Raw genomic sequence first — 13144 nt, 5'->3', positions numbered from 1 at the left:
GAATCCACCGCGGAACCGAACTTTCCCCCGCCGAACCTTGTCCTGAGGGTATGACGACGTACTCCATCCACGACCTGGAACCGCAGCTCGCCGCCAACCGCACGTACTGGTGCGGTTGGGCCGGCGCCCAGCCCGACACCGACCTGCCGATCTATCGCGCCGACATCCCCCACCCGCTGTTCAACGGGGTGATGCGCGTACGCGGGCGGCAGCTCGACGACGCGATCACGGAGGCGAGGAAGCACCTGACCGGCTCGGTCTGGGGCTGGTGGGTGGGCGCGGACAGCGACGAGGGCACGGCCGAGGGCCTGCTCGCGCGTGGCGCGACGCAGATCTCCGACATGCCCGTCATGGCGGTGGACGTGACCACGCTGCCCGCGACCGAGGCACCGAGCGACCTGCGGATCCAGGTCGCCGCCACACCGGCCGAGATGCGCGAGTACGTCGAGGCGTACGCCGGGCCGCTCGGCGTCCCCGGCGACCTCGGGCTCGTCGTCGACCGGGAACTGTCCTTCGCCTACCCGGACGTGGTCCGCCTCGCCGGCATCGTGGACGGCCGCATGGTGGGCACGTGCACCCTGTCGCTCGGCACCGACGTCGGCGCTCTGTACTGCATCGCCACCCACCCCGACCACCGCCGCAAGGGCATCGCGAGCGCCCTCACCCGCGAGGCGCTGCGCATCACCCGCGAGACCGGGCTGCGGATCGCCACCCTTCAGGCCAGCAGCGAGGGCGAGCCGGTGTACCGGAAGATCGGCTTCGACACGGTCACCCGCTACCGCCTCTACCAGCTTCCGGAATGAGTCCGACGGCGCTGCCGCCGGACCCGCGCATCCGTCGGGCGGCAGCGCCGGGACGTGCGACACCGGGCCAGGCAAGCACTTGCCGGTACGGAAAGTGAGTGTTAACTTTCCGTACGAGCAAGTACTTTCCCTAGCTCAAGGAGTTGCGCGATGGGCACCACCCCGACCCCCGAAGAGGCACGACGGGCTCTACAGGACGTCGACCGGCGTCGTGACCAGACGGCGGCGGCCGCCGGCTGGCCGTGGTGGGCCTGGCTGGTCACCGGTGTCGCCGCCGTGGCGTACGGGTTCGCCGCCGACCAGTACTCGGACTTCGTGCGCACCTACGGCACCACCATCGTCATCCTGCTGCTGCTCGCCGCGATGCTCCCCAACAACAGGTGGGGATCCGCGCTGCTGAAGCGGCCAGTGCGTCCGCGCACCACCCCCGACACGTCGGTCCTGCTGTGGTCGGTCCTGGTGGTGGTGCTGCTGATCGGCGGTACGGCAGTCGCCGGAGCCCTGGACGTCCCACACGTCTGGGTGTGGAGCGGCCTGATCGTCGGTGTGCTGCTGGCCGCCGCGGGTCCGTGGTGGCAGCGCCGCGTCCTCACCCGTCCGGCCTGACCGTGGCGGCCGACCCGAAGCTGGACCCGGCCCTGCTCGATCCCACCCGGCTGGGCATCCTGGCGCTGCTGGCCGGGACCGAGTGGGCCGAGTTCGCGTTCGTCCGCGACGCCATGGACCTCAGCGATTCGGCCCTGTCCAAGCGGATCTCGAACCTGAGCGAGGGCGGTTACGTCGAGGTGCGCAAGGGCTACGTGGGCAAACGCCCGCGGACGTGGATCAACCTCTCCACAGCAGGCCGTGCGGCCCTGAGCGGCCACATCGCCGCCCTGCGGGCCATCGCCGCCCGGGTGGACGACGCCGACTAGCGATCGTCGTTGTCCCGACGCTGGGTCATGTGGACCTGTTCGAGGTCGAGTCCGTCCTGCACCCGACGAAGCACCTCGTCGTCGATCTCACCGGCGTCGCGCATGCGCACGACGGTCTCGTGGCGGTGGTCGATGACCGCGAGGTGCAGGTCCGCGTACTCCTTCTCGTAGTCGGCCGCGGCCTCGTCGGGGCCGGAGGTGGAGTCGCCGTCGCGCAGCACCCGCAGGCGACGGTCGTACTCCGTGCGCAACTGTTCGTGCACGTCGTGGCTCGTGCCCAGCGCGGCTGCCATCGCGGGCAGGAATTCCAGCGCCCGGTCCATGGAGGTGATCTCGGCCTGCCGACGTTCCCGCTCGGCCTCGGAGTCGGCGCCCAGTCCGGCCCAGCGCGTCACCCGGGGCATCAGCGGCGCCTGCACCAGCAGGGTAACGGCGATCACGACGGCCGTGACGAAGACGATGAGGTCGCGGTCCGGGAACTCCGCCCCGGACGGAAGCGTGTGGGGTACGGCCAGTGCCGCGGCCATCGACACCGCGCCCCGGAACCCGGCCGCCGACATGAGCGCCCGGGGTCGCCAGCCCAGCCGTCGTTCCCGCTGCTGCGGTCGGCGGTCGATCGCCCGGATCACGTACGGGCTGGTGAACAGCCAGCCGAACCGCACCGCGACGATCACCGCGCAGACCACGAGCGCGACCAGCAGGCCGTGTGCCAGACCGCTGTTGTCGAGCCCTCGCACCGCCGACTGCGCCTCCAGCCCGACCAGGACGAACAGCGCCGCGTTCGCCAGCATGGTCACGAACTCCATGACGGTGTGGACCTGCCTGCGGGCGTTACCGGGGAACAGCCGCGGAGAGGCGCGGCCCACCCACAGTCCGCTGACCACGGCCGCGAGGACACCGGACACCTCGGCCGCCTCGGCGATCAGGTAGGCGGTCAGGGGCGTCAGCAGCGCGAGGAGATTGTGCTGGAAGGGGTCGGTCAGCCGGCGACGGATCTGCAGGACGAGGAACGTCACGATCGCGCCGGACGCGATGCCGCCGAGGTACGAGAAGGCGAACAGCCCGGCGACGCGACCGACGCTCAGGTGCTCCTCGCCGAGGGTGATGCCGACCGCGAGGGTGTAGATCACCAGGGCCGTACCATCGTTGACCAGGCTCTCCGCGCGCAACGTGGTCGCGATACGACGCGGCAGCATCCGACCCAGGACGCCGACCGCCGTGGCGTCGGTCGGCGCGACGGCGGCGCCCAGCACCCAGGCCGCTCCCCAGCTGAGCCCGAGCGTGTGCCCGGCGACCGCCACACCGGCCGCCGTCGCCACCACGAGCAGGGTGCTCAGCAGCACGATGACCCGCAGGTTCCGGCGCATCTCGCGCAGCGATGAGGAGAACGCCTCCCAGTAGAGCAGCACCGGAAGGAACACCAACAGGACAGCCTCGGGGGGCAGGTGCACGTCGCGCAGCGCGGGCGCGAAGCCGACGAGGACACCGGCGATCAGGAGCAGCACCGGTGGGGCGATCCGGAGCCGGCGGGCCGCGCCCGCACCGACCAGGATCGCGACACCGACCGCGACGACCAGGGCGAGGCTGGACACCAGGTTCCTCTGTCCTTCGTTCGGGGTGACTCGGGTCCGGCAAGGATGGCCGAGCCCAGTGGACAGCTACTTGACGCTCCCCCGTGTCACGACGACGGAGGGCTCGACGGCCTGGCCTTCTGCGGGTACGGGGTCTCGTGGCGGGCCAGCATGGCGACGAACTCGCCGATCTTGCGCGCACGGGTCTCGGCCCGCTTGACCGCGTTGACGCGGTGGATGAGGGAGAACCGGTTGGTCTTGGTGAGGACGTCGAACATGGCCTGGGCCGCGGGATCGGCAGCGATGGCGGCGAGCAGGTCGGCCGGTACCTCGGCTTCCGACGGCGGGGCGTACGCCGCCGCCCACCGGCCGTCGGCCTTGGCGGCCTCCACCGCGGCACGGCCCGCGGGCGTCATCCGCCCCTGCGCCTCCAGCCGCGCCACGTGGGCGACGTTCCGTTGTGACCAGATACTGCGCGGACGGCGGGGGGTAAACCGGATCCAGGACGACTCCTCGTCCCGCTTGCGGGCCTGCCCGTCGATCCAGCCGTGACAGAGCGCCTCGTCGACCGCCTGCTGCCAGGTCAGCGTCGTGACCGTGCCGCCCTTCTTGGTCAGGGCCAGCCAGACGCCCGGCGACGTGACGTGGTTGGCCGACAACCACGCGCGCAGCTCCTCAGCGTCCGCCACGATCAACTCCTGGAGTTCCGCGCTCGCCATGACAGCAGGCTATCGCCGCGCCGCCCGGCCAGCCTCCACCAGGCGGGCCGTTCCGGCGCCGGCCGCCGGCGGACGCGGGGACGGGCCGAGGGTGCGGCACGTCGACCGTGCCACACCCTCGGGTTCCACCTCCGGGTCAGCAGCCGATCCGGCTGGCCCCGATTGCGACGTCGTCGTACCAGAGGGTGTCGGACCCGTTGCCGTAGCTCTCCCAGCCCAGCTTCAGGTCGGTGAGCTGTGGTCGCCAGGTGCGGTTGTACCACTGCCCGTCGATGTCGTGCGTGGGCACGCCGTCCGCGGTCAGCCCCACGACAGCCGTGCCGTCCAGCCAGGTACGGAGCTGACCGGAGGAGCCGTCCACCATGAACTCCAGGCAGGTCCACCGGTTGGTGGGCAGCGGCACGCTCTGTGCCACCCCGGCCGGGCTCTGCTCCGGCAGGGTCGCGTCGTCGGAGGCGCGATTCCACTGCAGGGCGCCGTTCTGGCCGCCCATCCGCAGGTCCCGGTTACCGTCGGCGGCGTCGGTCATCGCCATCATCGTGGTGTGGTCGGTGGGCTGGGCGGTGGTGTGCCGGACCCAGATCCGGCCGTACCGGACGCTGCCCACGCTGCCGAGGTTCCTGGTGGACCTGATGAAGACGTGGTTGCAGTACCCGGCCGCGCCGTTGATCCGCACGGCTCGGCTGCCGCTGTGTGTGGTGGTCGTGTCGATGGTGGCGGTTCCGGCGCCGGAACAGTCCGGGCTCACCACGGCCCAGTCGCCGGACGGTGTCGAACCGGTCTGGTTCTCGAAGCCGTCGCAGAGCACCGCGCCCGCACAGCCGGTCGGCGGTGGCGTCGTGGGTGGAGGTGTCGTCGGCGGGGGCGTCGTGGGTGGCGGCGTGGTGGGCGGCGGCGTCGTCGGCGGAGGTGTCGTCGGTGGTGCGCTGGTCGGCGGGGGCGTGGTCGGCGCGACGCCGTTGCACGGTACGCCGTTGAGGCTGAAGCCGGTCGGTGCTCCGCCGCTGGTGCTGTACGTGCCCTGCACGCCGAACTCGGTGGCGCCGCCGGCCGGGATGCTCCCGTTGTACGACAGGTTGCGGGCGGTCACCGTCGAGCCGGACTGGGTGACCGTGGCGTTCCAGCCGTTCGTGACGCGCTCGTTCCCGGCGTACGTCCAGGTGACGGTCCAGGTGGAGACGGCGGTGTCCCCGGGGCTGACCTTGACGCTGGCGGTGAAGCCGCCGGGCCACTGGTTGGGTGTGTAGTCGACCCGGCAGCCCTGGGCGGCCGCGGCCGGGGCGACGAGCAGGGCCGTGCCGGTCGCGGTCACGGCGGCGGCCAGCGCGGCGACGACCGCGAGGGCCGGGGCGGGGCGGGCGCGGAGAATGGTCATGGGAAGTCCTTCTGCCATCGAGCGGGAGATGCCGGCGCGCCAGCGCGTCCGGTGCGGACGCGGCGACACGCCGGGTACGGCGCGGCGATGCGCCACAGCGAGTGGTCGATGCGTACGACCGACGTGCCCGGCTCGAGGTGAAGCTGTCAGTCACCGCTTCGGGTGGTTGCCCGAAGCCCGGTGACGCCCGCCCTCAATCTATTGACAGATCACTATCTAATCAAGCGCACGTAAATGGGTGGCCCCGACGCCACCGGCCGTGCCAGCCTGGCCGGGAAGGACCGGGTGCCAACGGCCCGGCACCGCCCGCAGACGGGAGTACGGCGATGCGAGGCCTCGAAAACTCCGCCCATCCGGATGCGAGCCTTCGAGGACCCGACAGCCTGTGCAGACCGTCAACCTCGGCATCGTCGCCCACGTCGACGCCGGTAAGACCAGCCTGACCGAACGCCTGCTCCACGCCACCGGGGTCATCGACCGGCTCGGCAGCGTCGACGCGGGCACCACCCAGACCGACACCGGTGCGATCGAGCGTCGGCGGGGCATCACCATCCGCTCGGCCGTCACCTCGTTCACCGTGCACGACCGCCAGGTGAACCTGCTGGACACCCCCGGGCACAGCGACTTCGTGGCCGAGGTCGAACGCGCGCTCGGGGTGCTCGACGCGGCAGTCCTGGTGCTGTCGGCCGTCGAGGGCGTCCAGCCACACAGCCGCCGGATCATGCGCATCCTGCGGTCACTCCGGCTGCCCACCCTGATCTTCGTCAACAAGATCGACCGGGCCGGCGCCCGCGTCGACGAGCTGATCGGGGACACCCGCCGGCTTCTCACGCCGGGCGTCGTCCCGCTGGGCACGGTCCGCGCGCCCGGCACCCCCGAGGCCACCTATCGACCGCACCACCGGGGGTACGACCACCGCGTCGCCGAGGTTCTCGCCGAACACGACGACGAACTGCTGGCCGCCCTCGTGGACGACCTGCCCCCCGACGCCGACCGCATCGACGAGGCCCTGCGGACGCAGGTCGCGGCCGGGCAGGCGCATCCGCTGCTGTTCGGCTCGGCGCTGTCCGGGGCCGGCGTACCGGAGCTGCTGGACGCCATCGCGGCCTTTCTTCCGCCCGCACCCCCGGCGGAGCCCGAGCCGCGAGCGCAGGTGTTCGCCATCGAGCGCGACCCCGGCGGGGACCGCGTGGCCTACGTGCGCTCGTACGGCGGGCAGTTCCGGGCGCGGGAGCGGGTCACCGCGTACCGCCGGGAGCCGGACGGCCGGACCACCGCGACGCGCGGACGGATCACGCGGCTCGACGTGGTCGGCGCGGCCACCGACCGGTCCGCGCTGACCGCCGGCCACATCGCCCGGGTCGGCGGCCTGACCGGGGTACGCCTCGGCGACCAGTTGGGCAGTCCGACCGGCCTCGACGGGCGGTCGTACTTTCCCGCGCCGACCCTGGAGGCGGTGGTGCGACCCCGCGACGCGTCCCGGACGCCGGCGCTGCACGCCGCGCTGCTGGACATCGCGGACACCGACCCGTTCCTGCGGACCCGGGTAGCCCCCGAGGGTGGGACGAGCGTGCTCCTCTACGGCGAGGTGCAGCGCGAGGTGCTGAGCGCCACACTGGCCGAGACGTACGGGATCGAGGCGGAGTTCGGGCCGGGACGGCTCATGCACGTCGAGCGGCCGACCGGCACGGGTGCCGCCGTGGAGATCATCGGGCACGGCTTCTTCGGGACGGTCGGGTTCCGGGTCGAGCCCGGCGTCGGCGTGGACTACCGACGGGAGGTCGAGCTGGGCTCGCTGCCGCTGTCGTTCCACGCGGCGATCGAGGAGGCGGCCCGCGCCGCCCTCGACCAGGGTTGTCACGGCTGGCCGGTCACCGACATCCGGGTCACCCTCACCCACAGCGGCTACTGGTCGCCGATCACGACCGCCGGGCACTTCCGGGACCTCGCGCCGTACGTCCTCATGCAGGCGCTCGCCGAGGCCGGCACCCGGGTCTTCGAGCCGTGCCGCCGCTTCGAGGTGGAGGTGCCGGCCGACCGGCTCGGCCCGGTCACGTCGTACCTGGGCCGGCTCGGCGCCCGGGTCGACGGCACCCACGACGTCGCCGCCGGCTGGCGGATCAGTGGCGTGCTGCCGGCGCGGCTCGAACCCGAGGCGCAGCGGCGTCTGCCCGACCTGTCCAGCGGGGAGGGGCTGTGGTCGTCGACGCCCGGCGGCGACCGACCGGTGTCCGGCGAGCCGCCGCGCCGAGCCCGGACCGACGGCAACCCGTTCGACCGGGCGGCGTATCTGCGCTTCCTCGCCCAGCCGAAGAACCGGTCCGTAGCCGTCAGGGACGCGGACCCAGGAGGCCCCGGTCGGTCATGAAGGAGCGCAACGTCTCGGCGTCCTCAGCGGACATCAGCCACCGGGGGATCACGGTCGCCGGCATGCGGCCGACGTACACGATCCAGAACTCCGGGTTGTCCTGCACCTGGGCGACCCCGTCCCAGGCGATACCGCCGGACTCCGAGCCGCTGCGCATCATGATGTTGTCGTCGGTGATCTCGTAGGCGCCTTCGACGGCGTAGTCACCCGAGCGACGACGGGCCCGCGACCGCACCCACGGCAGGTACAGCATCGACAGCACGCCGGCGACCACCAACGTCAGCCACAGCGGGGACGCGCGCTCACCCCAGCCCAGCCCGCGCGAGAGCACCAGGCCGACCGCCCCGACCGCCACCAGCACGGCGCCGATGTAGCTGAACCGACGTAGCCGGACACCCGCGAGGGTGGCCGCCACTCGAGCGGGGTAGGCGGGATCGGCGGGTACGTCGAAGCGGATGTGCACCCCAGAACGATAGTGCCTGCACCGGCCCGGGACGCGGGGGTCGCGGACGTTTCGGCCGGAGTGGCTTTCGGGTAGCGATGGCGCATGAACCGCGATCTCCTGAAGGCGCTCCAGGTGGCGTGGGGGCTGCCGGAGTTCCGCGACGGACTGCGACACCTCATCGATCTCGACGAGGTGTCCGTGCTGCTGGCCACGCTGGCCGTGCCGGATCACGACGGCGAGGTCGAACGCAGCCTGGTCAACCTGCTGCGGTCCGGCCTGGAGACGGTCGAGATCCGGGAGGCGGTGTTGCTGCTGCTGGAACGGGACGAGGTGCGCCGGCCGCTCGTGGCGGCGGCGGTGGAACCGCTCGCCGACCGACCGGGCCTCGCCGCCGCCGTCGCCTCGGCCGCCGAGGACCCCGGGGTACGGCGTGAGGTGCGGGCGGCGCTGGACAGCGCCAACGTGCGCGAGCTGATCTGGCAGGCGCTGGAGAACCAGGCCAGCGACAACCGGTTCGGTTTGTTCCGCCGCGCGGCGGCCCTGTTCGTACGGCATCCGAGCGTCCGGCGTCTGGTGTGGGCCGCGCGCCGGCACGGTGTGCTGCGCGAACTACGACGCCGGCCGCTTGCCGACTAACGTGATCGGGTGGCAGCCCTTCCGGAGCTGAGCCGCCCGCTGACGTTCCTGTTCGCGTTGGCGGCCGGCGCGGCCGTCGCCAACCTGTACTGGGCGCAGCCGTTGCTCGGCGTCATCGCCGACGACCTGGACGCGCCGACGTCCACGGCCGGCTGGCTCGTCACCGCGACGCAGATCGGGTACGCCGTCGGCGTCCTGCTGCTCGTACCGCTCGGCGACGTCCTGGACCGCCGCCGCTTCGTCCCGGTGATGTTCCTGGCCTCGGCCGCCGCGCTCCTGCTATGCGCGCTGGCGCCGTCGATCGGCCTGCTCATCGTCGCGCTCGCCGTGCTGGGCGTCACGACGATCTCCGGGCAGATCCTCACCCCGCTCGCCGGGGACCTGGCCGGCGACGCCGACCGTGGTCGGATCGTCGGTGTCGTCGGATCGGGGACCCTCACGGGCATCCTGGCCGCCCGGACGATCAGCGGGTTCGTCGCCAGCGCCGCCGGTTGGCGTACGACCTTCGCCCTCGCCGCAATCGCCGCCGTCCTGCTCGCGGTCCTGATTCACCGCGCGACGCCGCCGCTGCCACCGCGGGCGCGCATCCCGTACCCACGGCTCCTGTTCTCGGTCGCCGCGATGGTCCGGCGGGAGCGGGCGGCCCGGTGGACGCTGGTCCTGGCCGCCACCGGCTTCGCCGCCTTCTCGCTCTTCTGGACGGCGCTGACGTTCCTGCTCAGCGGTCCACCGTTCCACTATCCGCCGGCGGTGATCGGGATGTTCGGGCTGGTCGGACTCGCCGGTGTCCTCTCCGGCCTGCGCGGTGGCCGCCTGCACGATCGCGGCTGGTCGCTCCCGGCCACCGGGGCGGCCTGGGCGCTGGCCCTGGGGGCGTTCGTCGTCGCGGCGTTCGGCGGTCGGTCCCTCGTACTCCTCATCGGCGTGACCGTGGTGGTCGACGTCGCCTTCCAGACGCAGGCCCTGCTCAACCGGGCGCGGTTGTTCGCCCTCGGGCACGAGGCGCGCAGCCGGCTCAACACGGCTCTGGCGACCAGCAACTTCATCGGCGCCGCCGCCGGCTCCGCCGCCGCGAGCACACTCTGGTCCGCGGGCGGCTGGTCGGCGGTGACGATCGCGGGAGCGGGCCTGTGCTGTTCGGCGCTGACGGTGTGGGCCCTCGGACGTCGCGGCCCACTCGTCGTCGGCCGCGCCGAGCCGGAGCCCCGCACCTGAGGACGAGCGGGTTACCCCACGTCCGTCTGGTCGACGATCGGGAAGGCCCGCCGTACGGCCGCCAGGAACTCGTCGCGCCGGGAGGCGTAGGTGCTGACCGCCGCCCACAGCGCCTCCAGCGCAGCCTGCAACGGATCCGACTCCCCGGCGGCCACGAGGGCCGGCAGGGCCATCGCGACCGGGTCCACCGGGCCGTCGAGCGCCGCGCGCAGCAGGTCGGTCGGCGCGGCACCCCTGCGGCGCAGCGACGCGACGACGACCGTGACGGTCGGCCCGCCCTGGATGCGCGTCCTGAGCGCCGTCAGGTCGGTGAATTCGTCGGGTAGCGGTCCACCCCGTTCCAGCGCCGTCCAGGCGGGCGTCATCCAGTCGACGTCCGCGATACCGGCGAGGGCGCACGCCTGCCGTGCGGCCCAGACCGCGATCTTGCGCTGGGTGGCGACGTCGGCGGCAGCCACCCCGTCGACCAGGTCCCGGTCCAGCAGCAGCATGCCGTGGATGTTGCCGCGTACCCGTCGGAGTTGCTCGCTCGGCAGACGCCCGCCCCAGCGCCGCAGCTCTTCGCGCCGCCGGTACTCCTCGTTGCGGCGAGCCTCCTCGGCCCGCCTGCGCACCTCGGCCTCCACCCGCTCCCACAGCGTGAGCGGGGTCGGCAACCCGTGCGCCCAGGTGTGCCAGTACGCGGCGTTGCGGCTGCTCTGGCGCAGCACCGCGTCGGCACGGACAACGCCGCCACTCGGGTCGCCGCCCGTGCTGCCCTCCGGCCAGAAGCAGAGCAGGTAGCGGTCCGGTCGCCGGTCCAGGTAGGTGTGATCATCCTCGTCGATCTCGTCGGGGTCGAGCCCCCCGAACGGATCGCTCCCCTCGTCCATGCCGGCCGCGCAGTACCGCACGCGGTAGACCGGCAGCCGGCCACCGTCGCGCCCGTCGGGGGTCAGCGGCAGCCGGGCCAGCGCCCCGTCGCCCCACGGGACCAGGTCGACAGCCGCGGCCATCGGCACGAACGACACCTCCACCACGTCCTCCCACTCGGCGGCTGCGGTCGGCGGCTCGTCGTCGTGCAGCTCGATCCGGAATCGGACACGGCCGGAGTGGGTGCCGGTCATCAGGAACAGCACGCCCGGGTCGCCGGCCCCGCACAGGCCGTTCGCCTGCCCGGCGAACGCCTGCTGCATGTCGGGCAGCTCGCGGCTCGTCACGTAGATCTGCCCATAGTCGACCGGCGCCGGGCCGTCGAAGAGAACACGCATCGACCGATCCTGCCATCGACCGATCGACGTCCGCTGCCCCGCAACGAGGCGGAACGGTGGCCCCACCAGCGAGCAACGTCGATGCCTTGACACTCCATATGCGATCGCTAACACTTGGCTGCAACACGCGCTTAACAAGCCGAACACACGTTGTCTGCATCAGCGTGGGGTGCCGGATGTGCCGCGCGGCAAGCCAAACGCGCTGCGGCTCGACCACTCGCGTCCGAGCGTCGTGTTAGCGCTAACACATTCACGACCGCCTCGGAGGCATCATGCTCACACCACCCGCTGGCCGCGCCCCTGTTCCGACGCGCGATCCCCGTCGGTTACGAAGGACGCTCATCGCCCTGGTGGCCGCGTTGACGGCGATCGTCGGCGGCGTCGCGGTCCGGCCCGAGTCTGCCGCTGCCGCCACCAGTCAGTTCCGGGGCATGAACTGGGCCGTGCTGGGCGACAACTTCAGCACCAGCCCGCTCGTCGTACAGGGCCTGAGCATGTCCGACAGCAACGCGACCGTGCGGGCCAAGGCCAACGCCCTCTACGACGACATGGCGTCCACCCTGGGCGTCAACACCGTCCGGCTGCCGATCAACACCCACACCGTCGGGACGGCCTGGTGGGAGGCGTACCGGGGCGCCATCGACGCCGCCACCGCGCGCGGGTTCAAGGTGATCCTCGCCTACTGGGAGGACGGGGCCGCCTCCGGCGGCAGGATCACGAATCTCGCCGCGTGGAACGCGATGTGGTCCACGGTGACCAACACGTACGGTTCGAACACCAACGTCTACTTCGAGCCGATGAACGAGCCGCACGGCTACAGCTCGGCGGAGTGGCGCAACGTGGCGGCCAACTGGCTCAGCTACCACTACTCGGCCCCGCCCAGCCGAGTGCTCATCGGTGGCACCGGCTTCAGCCAGGACCTGCGCGACATCTGCACGGACAGCCGCTTCAACGCGACGCTGCTCTCCTTCCACTACTACGCCTTCTTCTACGGCGCGATGACCTACGACGCCTTCCGCGGCCACATCCAGACGCGCCTCGGCAACTGCGCCTCCCGGGCGGTCGCCACCGAGTTCGGCGCGCCCATGAACGACGGCCGCAACTACGCCGACCCGAACAGCACCGACAACTTCGTGCGGTACATCCGCGCCATGGCCCAGGTGATGCGCGACAACCAGATGGGCGGCACCTACTGGCCCGCCCTCGGTGGCAAGCCCGGCAGCATCGGCTACGACTGGTACTCGATGTACGCGCTGAGCGGTGGCGGCACCGATCTCAACCTCACCGTCCGCAACACCTCCGGCGCGGACCGGATCCGGTACGGCTGGGGCGACACCATCGGCGGCGGCGACCCCACGACGCCTCCCCCGACGACGGGGACGTTCTACCGGGTCGACGTGCGGCACAGCGGCAAGGCCATGGACGTCCAGTCACCGAACACGAGCAACGGCGCGCGCGTCGGCCAGTACACGTACGGCGGCAACGCGTGGCAGCAGTGGCAGTTCCAGGACGCCGGCAGCGGCTACTGGCGCATCGTCAGCCGGAACAGCGGGAAGTGCCTCGACGTGACGAGCGCGTCGACCGCCGACGGCGCGGAGCTGATCCAGTACACCTGCGGCAGCGGCGCCAACCAGCAGTTCCAGATGGTCACCAACGGCGGCTACTTCCAGCTCCGTGCTCGGCACAGCGGCAAGTGCGTGGACGTGCCGGCCGCGTCGACGGCGGACGGTGTGGTCCTGAAGCAGTACACGTGCAACAGCGGCGCCAACCAGCAGTGGTCGCGTACGGCCGTGTGACGGTCACGTCCCCCGCTCACCGTCGTCCCACGGTGGGCGGGGGCGCGTCGCC

The 13144-nt window shown here is 72.0% G+C and carries 12 protein-coding genes; 7 read left to right on the top strand and 5 right to left on the bottom strand.

The features are described 5' to 3' along the window. Window positions 1-50 precede the first annotated feature (50 nt). The 3 genes from ACQPZK_RS09230 to ACQPZK_RS09220 all read left to right on the top strand — a co-directional run bounded on the left by ACQPZK_RS09230 (window position 51) and on the right by ACQPZK_RS09220 (window position 1717). The gene (locus ACQPZK_RS09230; protein ID WP_433537878.1) at window positions 51-803 is read left to right on the top strand and encodes a GNAT family N-acetyltransferase; all 753 of its coding nucleotides are present in this window, start codon (window positions 51-53) and stop codon (window positions 801-803) included. A gap of 150 nt (window positions 804-953) precedes the next feature. Further along, window positions 954-1409 carry a hypothetical protein gene (locus tag ACQPZK_RS09225; RefSeq protein ID WP_433537877.1) on the top strand — a complete coding sequence of 152 codons (456 nt, stop codon included), beginning with the start codon at window positions 954-956 and terminating at the stop codon, window positions 1407-1409. Next, window positions 1376-1717 carry a transcriptional regulator gene (locus ACQPZK_RS09220; RefSeq protein WP_433537876.1) on the top strand — a complete coding sequence of 114 codons (342 nt, stop codon included), beginning with the start codon at window positions 1376-1378 and terminating at the stop codon, window positions 1715-1717. The genes ACQPZK_RS09225 and ACQPZK_RS09220 overlap by 34 nt, the downstream gene beginning before the upstream one ends. Here ACQPZK_RS09220 and ACQPZK_RS09215 read toward each other — a convergent pair. From ACQPZK_RS09215 to ACQPZK_RS09205, 3 genes are all read right to left on the bottom strand, one after another. Then, window positions 1714-3309, bottom strand: coding sequence for a Na+/H+ antiporter (locus ACQPZK_RS09215; RefSeq protein WP_433537875.1), 1596 nt, complete (start codon window positions 3307-3309; stop codon window positions 1714-1716). The two genes, ACQPZK_RS09220 and ACQPZK_RS09215, sit on opposite strands and share 4 nt — an antisense overlap. An 86-nt stretch (window positions 3310-3395) precedes the next feature. Beyond that, window positions 3396-4007 (bottom strand): YdeI/OmpD-associated family protein, encoded by a 612-nt coding sequence (locus ACQPZK_RS09210; protein WP_433537874.1) that lies wholly within the window; start codon window positions 4005-4007, stop codon window positions 3396-3398. 136 nt (window positions 4008-4143) lie between these two features. Beyond that, the gene (locus tag ACQPZK_RS09205) at window positions 4144-5382 is read right to left on the bottom strand and encodes a cellulose-binding domain-containing protein (RefSeq protein ID WP_433537873.1); all 1239 of its coding nucleotides are present in this window, start codon (window positions 5380-5382) and stop codon (window positions 4144-4146) included. Between the two features lie 385 nt (window positions 5383-5767). Here ACQPZK_RS09205 and ACQPZK_RS09200 point away from each other — a divergent pair, with 385 nt between their 5' ends. Then, on the top strand, window positions 5768-7750 hold the full coding sequence (locus ACQPZK_RS09200) for a GTP-binding protein (protein WP_433537872.1): 1983 nt from the start codon (window positions 5768-5770) through the stop codon (window positions 7748-7750). Here the strand turns inward: ACQPZK_RS09200 and ACQPZK_RS09195 are convergent. Beyond that, on the bottom strand, window positions 7713-8213 hold the full coding sequence (locus ACQPZK_RS09195) for a YcxB family protein (protein WP_433537871.1): 501 nt from the start codon (window positions 8211-8213) through the stop codon (window positions 7713-7715). The genes ACQPZK_RS09200 and ACQPZK_RS09195 overlap by 38 nt on opposite strands. A gap of 84 nt (window positions 8214-8297) precedes the next feature. Between ACQPZK_RS09195 and ACQPZK_RS09190 the strand changes: the two genes are divergently transcribed. Next, window positions 8298-8831, top strand: a complete 534-nt coding sequence (locus ACQPZK_RS09190) for a hypothetical protein (RefSeq protein ID WP_433537870.1) — start codon at window positions 8298-8300, stop codon at window positions 8829-8831. 9 nt (window positions 8832-8840) lie between these two features. Then, on the top strand, window positions 8841-10046 hold the full coding sequence (locus ACQPZK_RS09185) for an MFS transporter (protein WP_433537869.1): 1206 nt from the start codon (window positions 8841-8843) through the stop codon (window positions 10044-10046). Window positions 10047-10057: 11 nt separating this feature from the next. Here ACQPZK_RS09185 and ACQPZK_RS09180 read toward each other — a convergent pair whose 3' ends face one another. Further along, window positions 10058-11296 (bottom strand): hypothetical protein, encoded by a 1239-nt coding sequence (locus tag ACQPZK_RS09180; protein ID WP_433537868.1) that lies wholly within the window; start codon window positions 11294-11296, stop codon window positions 10058-10060. A 350-nt stretch (window positions 11297-11646) separates the two neighbouring features. Here ACQPZK_RS09180 and ACQPZK_RS09175 point away from each other — a divergent pair, with 350 nt between their 5' ends. After that, on the top strand, window positions 11647-13092 hold the full coding sequence (locus tag ACQPZK_RS09175; protein WP_433537867.1) for an RICIN domain-containing protein: 1446 nt from the start codon (window positions 11647-11649) through the stop codon (window positions 13090-13092). Window positions 13093-13144: the final 52 nt, after the last annotated feature.

This window comes from Micromonospora sp. CA-249363 (assembly GCF_050950185.1).
GTDB lineage: Bacteria > Actinomycetota > Actinomycetes > Mycobacteriales > Micromonosporaceae > Micromonospora.
The sequence above is the reverse complement of the archived record's forward strand: the minus strand, read 5'-3'. Positions and strand labels throughout refer to the sequence as shown.

What these genes read in the sequence shown, in the direction of transcription:
- ACQPZK_RS09225 (WP_433537877.1), top strand. Translation starts at nt 954, where the DNA reads ATGGGCACCACCCCGACCCCCGAAGAGGCACGACGGGCTCTACAGGAC.
- ACQPZK_RS09190 (WP_433537870.1), top strand. Translation starts at nt 8,298, where the DNA reads ATGAACCGCGATCTCCTGAAGGCGCTCCAGGTGGCGTGGGGGCTGCCG.
- ACQPZK_RS09205 (WP_433537873.1), bottom strand. Translation starts at nt 5,382, where the DNA reads ATGACCATTCTCCGCGCCCGCCCCGCCCCGGCCCTCGCGGTCGTCGCC.
- ACQPZK_RS09210 (WP_433537874.1), bottom strand. Translation starts at nt 4,007, where the DNA reads ATGGCGAGCGCGGAACTCCAGGAGTTGATCGTGGCGGACGCTGAGGAG.
- ACQPZK_RS09180 (WP_433537868.1), bottom strand. Translation starts at nt 11,296, where the DNA reads ATGCGTGTTCTCTTCGACGGCCCGGCGCCGGTCGACTATGGGCAGATC.
- ACQPZK_RS09230 (WP_433537878.1), top strand. Translation starts at nt 51, where the DNA reads ATGACGACGTACTCCATCCACGACCTGGAACCGCAGCTCGCCGCCAAC.